Source organism: Pseudomonas sp. LD120 (genome assembly GCF_009861525.1).
Taxonomy (GTDB): Bacteria; Pseudomonadota; Gammaproteobacteria; order Pseudomonadales; family Pseudomonadaceae; genus Aquipseudomonas.
In genome coordinates, this window is the sequence record NZ_WVHL01000003.1 from 894,179 (window position 1) to 907,580 (window position 13,402).

At 65.0% G+C, this 13,402-nt stretch carries 1 protein-coding gene; it reads left to right on the forward strand.

The features are described from left to right. Nucleotides 1-9: 9 nt before the first annotated feature. Complete coding sequence (locus PLD_RS10255) at nucleotides 10-13,236, forward strand: non-ribosomal peptide synthase/polyketide synthase (protein ID WP_159892265.1); 13,227 nt, start codon at nucleotides 10-12, stop codon at nucleotides 13,234-13,236. Nucleotides 13,237-13,402 lie beyond the last annotated feature (166 nt).

A 13,402-nucleotide genomic window follows, 5' to 3' on the forward strand; every position in this document is an offset into this window, starting at 1 on the left:
AGGTAGTACATGCAAGCTTTAATCGATTCGGTAGGCACGCTTTCTTCCAAAGAAAGAAGGGCCCTGGCGATTTTGCTTAAAGAAAAGGGCATCAACCTCTTTGGTATCGCTCCTATCTGCAGCCGCGGCGCCGACGAGGCGCCGGTTCTCTCCTATACCCAGGAAAGCCAATGGTTCCTTTGGCAACTGGAGCCCGACAGCACCGCGTACCACATCACCACGGCGCTGCGCTTGACCGGAGAACTGGACCTCGACGCGCTGCGCCATGCATTCGATACCCTGATTGCCCGGCATGAAACCCTGCGCACTACCTTTTCAGAAGACGATGGAACGGCGGTACAGGTGGTGCACCCACCGGCACCGCTGGACATCGAGGTCATCGAACTGCACGCCGGCGGCCTGTCCTATGAGGCCCAGGTCCATGCCCTGACCGACAGCCAGTGTCAGCCACCCTTCGATTTGCGCAATGGCCCGCTGCTGCGGGCCAAATTGCTGCAGGTGGCGGCAGACGAACATGTGCTGGTCCTGACCCAGCACCACATCGTGTCCGATGGCTGGTCGATGCAGGTGATGGTGGAGGAGCTGATCCAGCTTTATGCCGGCTACCGCCAGGGGCGCACCGTCAGCCTGCCGGACCTGCCGATTCAATACGCCGACTATGCCAACTGGCAACGCCAGTGGATGGACGCCGGCGAGCGTGAACGTCAGTTGGGCTACTGGCTGGAGCAACTGGCCGGGGAGCAACCCTTGCTGATGCTGCCGCTGGACCATGCGCGCCCGGCGATCCAGAGCTATCGGGGGGCGTTGCTGGATATTGCATTGCCCGAAGAGCTGCGCCTGGGCCTCAAACAACTGGCGCAGCGCGAAGGGGCGACCCTGTTCATGCTGCTGCTGGCCTCGTTCCAGGTGCTGCTGCACCGCTACAGCGGCCAGGCGGACATCCGCGTTGGCGTGCCGACCGCCAACCGCAACCGGGTCGAGACCGAGCGCCTGATCGGCTTTTTCGTCAATACCCAGGTGTTCAAAGCCGAGGTCGATGGGCAACTGGGCTTCAGTGATTTTCTGCAGCAGGTCAAGCAGACCGCCCTGATGGCCCAGTCCCATCAGGACTTGCCCTTCGAACAACTGGTGGAGGCCCTCAAGCCGGAGCGCAGCCTGAGCCACAGCCCGCTGTTCCAGGTGATGTTCAACCATCAGACCGCGGTCAAGAAGGGTGCCCAAAGCCAGCGCCTGGACGACCTGAGCATCGAGACTTTGAGCTGGCAGGGGCGTGCCGCGCAGTTCGACCTGACCCTGGATACCTTTGAATCCGAGGATGGGCTCTGGGCTTCCCTGACCTATGCCACCGACCTGTTCGAGGCATCCACCATCGAGCGTCTGGCCCAGTCCTGGGTGCAGTTGCTGCAGGGCATTGTTCAGCAACCCGGGCAGCGCCTGGGGGACCTGCCGCTGCTGGGGGCTGCCGAGCAGCACCAACGGCTGCACGAGTGGACCCCGACTACCGGTGAGTTCCCCAGCGATGGCTGTGTGCAGCAACTGGTGGAAGCACAGGTACAGAAAAGCCCCGGCGCCGAAGCGCTGTTGTTCGCCGGCCAGCGCCTGAGCTACCGGGAACTCAATGCCCGGGCCAACCGACTGGCGCACAAGCTGATCGAACTGGGCGTGGGGCCTGAAGTGCGGGTGGGCGTGGCCCTGCAACGCACCCCGGAAATGGTCGTGGCGCTGCTGGCGGTGCTCAAGGCCGGTGGCGCCTATGTGCCGCTGGACCCGGATTATCCACAGGATCGTCTGGCCCACATGCTGCGCGACAGTCAGGCGCAGATCCTGTTGACCGAAAGCGCCTTGCTGTCGCTGCTGCCGTCCGTGGAATCCTTGCAGACCCTGCAACTGGATGCCCAGCCGGGTTGGCTGGACGCGCATTCGCCGGAAAATCCGCCGCAGCGAGCTACTGCGGACAATCTGGCTTATGTGATCTACACCTCCGGCTCCACCGGCCTGCCCAAGGGCGTGGCGATTGCCCATCGCAACGTGCTGGCGCTGATCGACTGGTCGAGCCGGGTGTACAGCGCCGATGACCTGCAAGGGGTGCTGGCCTCGACTTCGATCTGCTTCGACCTGTCGGTGTGGGAGCTGTTTGTCACCCTGTCCAGCGGCGGCTCCATCGTCCTGGCGCGCAATGCCCTGGAGCTGCCGGAGCTGGCGGATCGTGATCGGGTGCGCTTGATCAACACCGTGCCCTCGGCGATTGCCGCACTACAGCGCAGCGGGCAGATTCCGCCTAGCGTGCGGATCATCAACCTGGCGGGCGAACCACTGAAGCAGGCCTTGGTGGATAGCCTTTATCAGCAGCCCGGGCTGGTGCATGTCTACGACCTGTACGGCCCTTCGGAAGACACCACCTACTCGACCTACACCCGGCGCGAGGCGGGAGGGCAGGCCAATATCGGCCGGGCCATCAGCCACACCCAGAGCTACATCCTCAGCCCGGACCTGCAACCGGTGCCGGTGGGCAGTGCCGGCGAGTTGTACCTGGCCGGTGCCGGGGTGACGCGCGGCTACCTGGCGCGCCCAGGGCTGACCGCCGAGAAGTTCGTGCCCAATCCGTTTTCCAGCGACGGTGGCCGGGTGTACCGCACCGGCGACCTGACCCGTTACCGCACCGACGGGGTGATCGAGTACATCGGCCGCATCGACCATCAGGTGAAGATCCGCGGTTTCCGTATCGAGCTGGGTGAAATCGAAGCGCGGCTGGTGCAGCAGGCGGCGGTGCGTGAAGCCTTTGTCCTGGCCCATGACAGCGAGAGCGGCCAGCAACTGGTGGCCTATATCGTGCCGAGCGAGGCCACCCCGACCGTCGAGGCCCAGGCCGCCCTGCGCGAAAGCATCAAGACGGCGCTGAAAGAGCATGTGCCGGACTACATGGTGCCGGCCTATCTGCTGTTCCTCGAAGCGTTGCCGCTGACCCCTAACGGCAAGCTCGATCGCAAGGCCCTGCCCAAGGTCGACGCCCAGCAGATGCAGCAGGTCTACGTGGCGCCGCAGAGCGAACTGGAGCAACAGATCGCGGCGATCTGGGCCGATGTGCTGAAGCTTGAGCAGGTCGGTGCGACCGACAACTTCTTCGAACTGGGCGGTGATTCGATCATCTCGATCCAGGTGGTCAGCCGCGCGCGGCAGGCCGGTATCCGCTTTACTCCACGTGACCTGTTCCAGTACCAGACGGTACAGGGGCTGGCGGCAGTGGCCGAGCAGGGCGAGGGCGGGGTGCAGATTGACCAGGGCCCGGTGCGTGGCGCAACGGCGCTGCTGCCGGTGCAGCAGTGGTTCTTCGAGTCGCCCATGAGCGAACGCCATCACTGGAACCAGTCAGTGTTGCTCAAGCCGGCCCAGCCGCTGCGCGCCGAGGTGGTAGAGAACGCCTTGCAGGCACTGTGGGTGCAGCATGACGCCTTGCGCTTGCAGTTCAGTCAGGAGGCGGATGGCTGGTCGGCGCGGTTTGCCGATGCCGGCCAGCGGCCGGAGCTGCTCTGGCAGGTCGCCGTGGATGGCGCCCAAGCCATGGAACAGTCGGCAATCGAGGCGCAGCGCAGCCTGAACCTGCAGGACGGGCCGCTGCTGCGGGCTGTGCTGTTCTGCCTGGAGGACGGCAGCCAGCGCCTGTTGCTGGTGATCCACCACCTGGTGGTGGACGGCGTGTCCTGGCGGATCCTGCTGGAGGACCTGCAACTGGCCCACACTCAACTCAGCGCCGGCCAGCCCCTGGCATTGCCGGCCAAGACCAGCTCGACCCAGGCCTGGGCCGAGCAGATGCGGGCCTATGCCCAAGGTGCGGCGCTGCAGGAAGAACTCAAGTACTGGCAGGCCCAGTTGCAGGGTGTCGAGTCGAACCTGCCGCTGGACCGCCCGGTGACCGCATTGCAGAACCAGCACGCCAGCAGCCTGAGTTCACGTCTGGACAAGGCCCATACCCAGCGCCTGCTGCAGGATGCCCCGGCGGCCTACCGCACCCAGATCAACGATCTGCTGCTCACCGCCCTGGCCCGGGTCATCACCCGCTGGACCGGCGCAGCCAGTGCCCTGGTGCAACTGGAAGGCCACGGCCGCGAAGACCTGTTCGACAGCATCGACCTGACCCGCACCGTGGGCTGGTTCACCAGCCTGTTCCCGGTGAAGCTCACGCCCCAGGCGTCCCTGGCCGATTCGATCAAGTTCATCAAGGAGCAACTGCGGGCGGTGCCGAACAAGGGCATCGGCTTTGGCGCCCTGCGTTACCTGGGGGATGCTCAGGCGCAGCAGACCCTGGCCGCCCTGGCCGTGCCGCGCATCACCTTCAACTACCTGGGCCAGTTCGACGGCAGTTTCGACGAGCAGGATTCCCTGTTCAAACCCAGCGGTGAAGCCAAGGGCGACGACCAGAGCCCGCTGGCCCCGCTGAGCAACTGGCTGAGCCTGGATGGCCAGGTCTATGGCGGCGAGCTGAGCCTGAGTTGGACCTTCAGCCAGCAAATGTTCGATACCGCCACCGTGCAGCGGCTGGCCGACGACTATGCCGAGGAGCTCAAGGCGCTGGTGGCGCATTGCTGTGCACCGGAGCAGGCGGGCGCGACGCCTTCGGACTTCCCTCTGGCGGGCCTGAACCAGCAGCAACTGGATCGCCTGCCGCTGTCGCTGGCCGCGGTGGAAGACCTCTACCCCCTGTCGCCGATGCAGCAGGGGATGCTGTTCCATACCCTCTACGAACAGGCCGCGGGCGATTACATCAACCAACTGCGGGTGGACGTGGACGGCCTCGATCCGCTGCGCTTCCAGCAGGCCTGGCAGGCGGCCATCGATCGGCATGACATCCTGCGCACCGGTTTCATCTGGCAGGGCGAAGTGTCGACGCCGCTGCAAGCGGTGCACAAACACGTTGCCCTGGACTGCACTGTGCATGACTGGCGCGGCCAGCCGCAGCAGCACGAAGCCCTGGAAACCCTGGCTGAAGCCGAACGCCAGCGTGGCTTCGAGCTGGATGCGGTGCCGTTGTTGCGCCTGACCCTGGTGCGCACCGACGAGCAGCGCTACCACCTGATCTACACCAACCACCACATCCTGATGGACGGCTGGAGCAACTCGCAGTTGCTCGGCGAAGTGCTGCAACGCTACGCCGGCCAGGCGCCGAGCCATGCCCCGGGCCGCTACCGGGACTACATCGCCTGGCTGCAGCGCCAGGATGCCCAGGCCTGTGAAGGCTTCTGGAAAGAGCAACTGCAGGCGCTGGAGGAGCCGACCCGTCTGACCCAGGCGTTGTCCCGGGTCGCGGACCTTGCGGCCGGCGCAGGTCACGGCAAGCACCATCGTCAGTTGGATCAGGCGCAGACGGCGCCCCTTGGCGAATTTGCCCGGCAGCAGAAGGTCACGGTCAACACCCTGGTGCAGGCGGCGTGGCTGCTGTTGCTGCAGCGTTGCACCGGGCAGGACAGCGTGGTGTTCGGCGCCACGGTAGCGGGGCGCCCGGCGGAGCTCAAAGGCATCGAGCAGCAGGTGGGCCTGTTCATCAACACCTTGCCGGTGGTGGCCACGCCACGCCCGGACATGACCGTGAGCCAATGGCTGCAAGCGGTGCAGAGCCGCAACCTGGCGCTGCGCGACTACGAATACACGCCGCTGTACGAAGTGCAGCGCTGGGCCGGGCTGGGCGGGGATGCGTTGTTCGACAACATCCTGGTGTTCGAGAACTACCCGGTGTCCGAAGCCCTGGAAAAAGGTGCTCCGGCGCAACTGCGCTTTGGCGCGGTGGGCAACCACGAGCAGACCAACTACCCACTGACCGTCGCGGTGAACCTGGGGGCGAGCCTGTCGTTCGAGTTCATCTATGCCCGTGAGTCTTTCTCCGAACCTTCAATGGTGCAGTTGGGCGGGCACTTGCAGGGCCTGTTGCTGAGCCTGATGGAGCATCCGCAGTCCGGGCTGGGTGAGTTGCCATTGCTGACGCAGGACGAGCAGCGCCGCATTCGTCAGGACTGGGATCACACCGATGTGGTCTACCCGACCGAGCGTTTTGTTCACCAGCTGTTTGCCGATCAGGCGGCCAAGGCCCCGGACGCCCCGGCGGTGTTTTTCGCCGAGCAGCGCCTGAGCTACCGCGAGCTGGATACGCAGGCCAACCAGCTGGCGCACAAGTTGATCGAGCTGGGCGTTGGCCCGGAAGTGCGGGTGGCGATTGCCATGCCGCGCTGCGCGGAAATCATGGTGGCCTTCCTGGCCGTGCTTAAAGCCGGCGGGGTTTATGTGCCGCTGGACATTGAATATCCCCAGGACCGTCTGCGCTACATGATGCAAGACAGCGGCGCGTGGCTGCTGCTGACCCAGAGCCATCTGCTGGATCGCTTGCCGATTCCTGAGGGGCTGCCGACCCTCAGCGTCGAAGGCGCGGCTGATTTTGCGGCTTACCCGGTGACCAGTCCGCAGGTAGAGCTGGCCGAGGAAAACCTCGCCTATGTGATCTACACCTCCGGCTCCACCGGCTTGCCCAAGGGCGTGGCGGTGTCCCACGGCCCGCTGGCCATGCACAGCCTGGCCACTGGCGAGCGTTATGAAATGAGCCCGGCGGATTGCGAGCTGCACTTCATGTCCTTCGCCTTCGACGGTTCCCACGAAGGTTGGATGCACCCGCTGATCTACGGCGCCAGTGTGTTGATCCGCGATGACAGCCTGTGGTCGCCGGAATTCACCTACGAACAGATGCATCGCTACGGCGTCACCGTGGGCGTGTTCCCGCCTGTGTACCTGCAACAACTGGCGGTGCACGCCGAGCGCGACGGCAATCCGCCGGCGGTGCGGGTCTACTGCTTCGGCGGCGATGCCGTGCCCCAGGCCAGTTACGATCTGGCGTGGCGAGTGCTGCGTCCGAAGTACATCTTCAACGGTTACGGCCCGACTGAAACCGTGGTTACGCCGTTGATCTGGAAGGCCAAGGCGGGCGATCCGTGCGATGCGGCCTACGCGCCTATCGGCAATATCGTCGGCAATCGCAGCGCTTATGTGGCCGATGCCAACCTCAACCTGTTGCCGGTTGGCGTGGCGGGCGAGCTGTACCTGGGTGGCCTGGGCGTGGCCCGGGGCTATCTGGATCGTCCGGGGCTGACGGCCGAGCGTTTTATCCCTGACCCCTACAGCACCACCGGGGCGCGGCTGTACCGCAGCGGCGACCTGACCCGCTATCGCACCGATGGCTTGGTGGAGTACGTCGGCCGTGTCGACCATCAGGTGAAGGTGCGGGGTTTTCGTATCGAACTGGGCGAGATCGAAGCGCGCTTGCTGGAACAAGACCCGGTGCTGGAAGTGGCGGTGATCGCCCAGCCAGGGCCGAGCGGCCAGCAGCTGGTGGGCTACATCGTGCCGGTGGACGCCGAGGTGGCGTCGAGCAACGAGCGCCAGGCGCCGTTGCGCGAAAGCATCAAGGCGCGCCTGCGCGAAAGCCTGCCGGACTACATGGTGCCGACTTACCTGCTGTTCCTCGAAGCACTGCCGCTGACACCGAATGGCAAGCTGGATCGCAAGTCGCTGCCGAAAGTCGATGCACAACTGATGCAGCAGACCTACGTCGCGCCGCAGAACGACCTGGAGCAACAGATCGCGGCGATCTGGGCCGATGTGCTGAAACTTGAACAGGTGGGCGTCACCGACAACTTCTTCGAGCTGGGGGGCGACTCGATCATCTCGATCCAGGTGGTCAGCCGTGCCCGGCAGGCGGGAATCCGCTTCACCCCCAAAGACCTGTTCCAGCACCAGACGGTGCAGGGGCTGGCCACGGTGGCGGAGCAGGGCGAGGGCGGTTTGCAGATCGACCAGGGCCCGGTGCGTGGTCAGATGCCGTTGCTGCCGATCCAGCAATGGTTCTTCGATACCCCGGTGCCGGAACGTCACCACTGGAACCAGTCGGTGCTGCTCAAGCCGCAGCGGCCGCTGCAAGCCGAGGCACTTGAGACAGCGCTGCAAGCCTTGGTGCTGCAGCATGATGCCTTGCGCCTGCGGTTTGTCGAACAACAGGGCGACTGGAGCGCCGCTTTTGCCGAAGTCGACGAGCAGCCGGTCCTGCTCTGGCAAGCCGCGGTGGCCAATGATCAGGAACTGCGCGCGCTCTGTGAACAGGCCCAGCGCAGCCTCAACCTGCAACAGGGGCCATTGCTGCGCGGGGTGTTGTTGACCCTGGCCGACCACAGCCAGCGCTTGCTGCTGAGCATCCATCACCTGGTGGTGGATGGGGTGTCCTGGCGCATCCTGCTGGAGGACATGCAGCGCCTGTTGAGCGGCCAGCCACTGCCGGCCAAGACCAGCTCGACCCAGGCCTGGGCCGAGCACTTGCAGACCTACGCCCGCAGCCCGGCGCTGCAACAGGAACTGTCTTACTGGCAGGCACAATTGCAGGATGGCGGCGCGAGCCTGCCTTGTGATCACCAGGCCGGAGGGCTGCAGAACCAGCACGCCATCAGCCTCAGCATGCGCCTGGACAAAGCCGATACCCAGCGACTGCTGCAAGGGGCCCCGGCGGCCTATCGCACCCAGATCAACGATCTGCTGCTGACCGCCCTGGCCCGGGTCATCACTCGCTGGACCGGTGAATCCAGCGCCCTGGTGCAACTGGAAGGCCACGGTCGCGAAGAGCTGTTCGACGAGGTTGATCTGACCCGCACCGTGGGTTGGTTCACCAGCGTGTTCCCGGTGAAGCTGACGCCGCAGCCGGCCCTGGCCGATTCGATCAAGTTCATCAAGGAGCAACTGCGGGCGGTGCCAAACAAGGGCATCGGCTTTGGCGCCCTGCGCTACCTGGGAGACGAGGTGGCGCAACAGACCCTGGCGGCGCTGGCGGTACCGCGCATCACCTTCAACTACCTGGGCCAGTTCGACGGCAGCTTCGACGAGCCGGATACCTGGTTCGCCCCTGCCGCCGAAGCCAAGGGCGAGGATCAGAGCTTGCAAGCGCCACTGGGCAACTGGCTGAGCATCAACGGCCAGGTCTATGGCGGTGAACTGGAGCTGGACTGGACCTTCAGCCAGGCCATGTTCGAACCGGCGACGATCCAGCGTCTGGCCGATGACTACGCCCGGGAGCTCAAGGCGCTGATCGAGCATTGCAGCCAGCCTGAGCACCGAGGCGCCACGCCGTCGGACTTCCCGCTTGCGGGCCTGAACCAGCAGCAACTGGACCGGCTGCCACTGGCCCTGGCCGAGGTCGAGGACCTCTATCCGTTGTCGCCGATGCAGCAGGGCATGCTGTTCCATACCTTGTACGAGCAACAGGGGGGCGACTACATCAACCAGCTGCGGGTCGATGTGGATGGCCTCGATCCCGAGCGCTTCGTCCAGGCCTGGCAGGCCACCGTCGATCGGCATGACATCCTGCGTACCAGCTTCCTCTGGCAAGGCGAGTTGTCGACACCGATTCAGGTGGTGCACAAGCAGGTCGCCCTGGAGTGCGTCGAACACGATTGGCGTGGCCAACCGCAAGTGTCCGAGGCCCTCGACACCCTGGCCGAGGCCGAGCGCCAGCGAGGTTTCGATCTGCAGGCTGCGCCGCTGTTGCGCCTGACCCTGGTGCGCACTGCCGAGCAACGCTACCACCTGGTCTACACCAACCATCACATCCTCATGGATGGCTGGAGCAACTCGCAGTTGCTCGGAGAGGTCCTGCAGCGCTACGACGGGCAGCCGTCACCAACGGCTCCCGGTCGCTATCGGGATTACATCGGCTGGCTGCAGCGCCAGGATGCCCGGGCGTGCGAGGGCTTCTGGAAAGAGCAACTGTTGACTCTGGAGGAGCCGACCCGCCTGGCCCAGGCCATTGCCCCGGATGTTCCCGGGACGCCAGGACACGCTGAGCAGGTGTATACCCTGGATGCCCATCAGACCCGGCGCTTGAGCGAGTTCGCCCGGCAGCAGAAGGTCACGGTCAATACCCTGGTGCAAGCGGCGTGGCTGCTGTTGCTGCAACGCTGCACGGGCCAGGACACGGTGGTGTTCGGCGCCACGGTGTCCGGCCGCCCGGCGGAGCTCAAGGGCGTGGAGCAGCAGATCGGGCTGTTCATCAACACCTTGCCGGTAGTGGCCACGCCGTGTCCGGACATGGCAGTCAACGATTGGCTGCAAGCGGTGCAGGCGCGCAACCTGGCCCTGCGTGATTATGAGCACACGCCGTTGTTTGAAGTGCAGCGCTGGGCCGGCCTGGGAGCGGATGCCCTGTTCGACAACATCCTGGTGTTCGAAAACTACCCGGTGTCCGAGGCCCTGGAGAAAGGCGCCCCGGCGCAGTTGAGTTTCGGTGAAGTGGGCAACCACGAGCAGACCAACTACCCGCTGACGCTGTCGGTGTACGTGACCGAGCTGCTGTCCTTCGACTACAGCTATTCGTTGCAGCATTTCAGCGCGACGGTTGTCGACCAGTTGGCGGCCGGCCTGCAGCAGTTGCTGCTGAGCATGATCGACAGTGCCGACCTGCGCCTGGGTGATCTGTCGCTGCTCAGTGACGGTGAGCGCGCGCGCATCGAAGGTGAATCCAGTCGTGCTGCTAGGGAGATTGGCCGTGGCCCGAACGTTCATCAGTTGTTCGAGATGCAGGCCGCCAAGACTCCGGATGCACCGGCGCTGCTGTGCGCTGATCAGCAACTGAGCTACGCCCAGTTCAACCAGCGGGCCAACCAGTTGGCTCACCGACTGATCGAACTGGGCGTGGGCCCGGACGTGCGGGTGGGGATTGCCGTGGAGCGCGGGCTGGACATGATTGTCGGCCTGCTGGCGGTGCTCAAGGCCGGTGGCGCCTATGTGCCCCTGGACCCTGAATACCCGCAGGATCGCCTGCACTACATGATGCAGGACAGCGGCATCCAGTTGCTGCTGACTCAGACGCCGCTACTGGATCGCCTGGCAATCCCGGATCAGCTCATGCACCTGTGCCTGGATCAACGCCAGGTCTGGTCCGCCGCCGAGGCGGTTGGCAATCCGCCGTCGCGCAGCGATGCCGACAACCTGGCCTATGTGATGTACACCTCGGGCTCCACCGGTCGGCCCAAGGGCGTGGGCATCAGCCATAACGCCCTGAGCCAGCACGCCCGGGCCACCGCTCGCTACTTCAACATGACGGCTGCCGATCGCGGTCTGCAGTTCTCCACCTTCAACTTCGATGCCTTTGTCGAACAGCTGTACCCGGCACTGATTTGTGGCGCCTCGGTAGTGATTCGTGGCAAGGCGCTGTGGGACAGCGAAACCTTCTACCGCGAGCTGATCGAGCAGGGCATCAGCATCGTCGATCTGAGCACCGCCTACTGGTTCATGCTCGGCAAGGATTACGCGGCCAAGCCGCCGCGGGACTTCGGTCGCTTGCGCCAGCTCAACCTGGGGGGCGAGGCCATGGCGGCTGAAGGTGTAGCCGCGTGGAAAAAAGCCGGGCTGAGCCAGGCCTGCCTGCTCAACACCTACGGACCCACCGAAGCGACGGTGAGTGTGGCCACCCATGACTGCACGCGTTACCTCAAGGGCGACGAGCCACTGCCGAGCATGATTCCCCTGGGCAGGGCGCTGCCGGGCCGTGCCATCTACCTGCTGGACACCAGCGGCCAGTTGCCGCTGCCTGGTGCCATCGGTGAATTGATGATCGGCGGCGACCTGCTGGCCCGGGGTTACCACGAGCGTCCGGGGTTGACGGCGGAGCGCTTCATTCCTGATCCGTTCAGCACCGACGGCGGGCGTCTGTACCGCTCCGGCGACCTGGCTCGTTACGATGTCGATGGGGTGATCGACTACGCCGGACGCATCGACCATCAGGTGAAGATCCGCGGCTTCCGCATTGAAATGGGCGAGATCGAAGCGCGCCTGTTGGAACAGGTCCAGGTGCGCGAGGCAATTGTCCTGGCCCAGGACGGGGCGAGTGGGCCACAGCTGGTGGCGTACATCGTGCCGGCCGCGGCTGTGGCGGCGGGCTCCATCGAGGAGCAGGCGGTTCTGCGTGAGCAATTGCGCACGGCCCTAAAGGAGGTGCTGCCGGACTACATGCTGCCGGCGCACCTGCTGTTCCTTGAGGCCCTGCCGTTGAGCCCCAACGGCAAGCTGGACCGCAAGGCCCTGCCCAAGGCCGACGTCAGCCTGTTGCAGCAGGCCTACATCGCCCCACAGAGCGGACTGGAACAGCAGGTCGCGGCGATCTGGGCCCAGGTGCTGGAGGTCGAGCAGGTGGGCATGAACGATAACTTCTTTGAACTGGGTGGGCATTCCCTGGATGCCTTGCGCCTGATCGGCGCCCTGAACCAGACGCTGGTTGTGCAACTGAGCCTCAATGCCCTGTTCACGGCGCCGACGGTGGCGCAATTGGCGGGCGTGATCGCGGCCGGTCAGGCCGACAGCGCGCAGAACGTCATCGCCCTGGGCGGCTCCGGCCAGCCGCTGTTCTGCTTCCACCCGGCGGGGGGCAGCGTGTATGGCTACCTGCCGCTGGCCGCACAGTTGCGCGACCGTTGCGCGGTATATGGCGTGCTGCACCATGCCTACTTGCAAGCCGACTGGCGTGAGGTTTCATGGCTGGCGATGATTCAGCGCTATGTCGCCGGCATCCGTCAGGTGCAGCCGAGCGGGCCCTACTATCTGGCGGGCTGGTCCCTGGGTGGCTCGATTGCCATGGACGTGGCCAGCGAGCTGGAGGCCGCGGGCGAGACGGTGCGTTTCCTCGGCCTGCTCGACCCGACACCGCCCCAGGGCGCCGGGGCGCAGCAGGTGCAGCCGCAGGAGGTGCCGGTTTCGGTGACGGCCGAGTCCGAGTGGCGGGCGATCATCGACAAGCTCTGTCTGCTGTTCCCGGGCAGCGCCGGGCTGATCGAAAGCCGCTTGCGGCGGGAGGCCGAGCTGAATTGGCACAGTATCCATGGTTGGGTGGAGGAGCATATCGCCCTGGCGCCCGGCGAGCTGGATCGGGTGGTGGGGCTGTTCAAGGCCGAGTTCGACGCCTCGCTGGTCAGTGCCGTATTCAATGACCTGAGCGCCTTGTCTGCGGCCTATGCCTACCGTCCATTGCAGGTAGCGCCGTGGCTGTGGTGGTCCAGCGATTATGCCCGGGAGCGGATCCAGGTCATGGAGCAGGCCATGGGGTGCGAGGTGCAGGGCGGCGAGATGGCTGCTTCACGCCGTATCGACGTCCGCCATGAGTCCATGGTGGACAGCCCGGCCTTGCTGGAGAGCTTCAGAGAGCAACTGCTGACCTGCCTGAACTGAGTGGCCAGCAAAGGCCTGGACCGTTGCCGGTCCAGGCCTTTGTCGTTTCTGCCGCCGGACAATCAACGCCCCGCCACTGCCCGGTGGGCGCGGGTTTGCCAGTGAGCTTGGGCATGCCGTGGCGCGCCTGCTGTGTGGACAGGTTGGGGGAGTCGAAGCGTCATCG

Coding starts and splice junctions, on each gene's coding strand:
- PLD_RS10255 (WP_159892265.1), top strand. CDS start 10: ATGCAAGCTTTAATCGATTCGGTAGGCACGCTTTCTTCCAAAGAAAGA.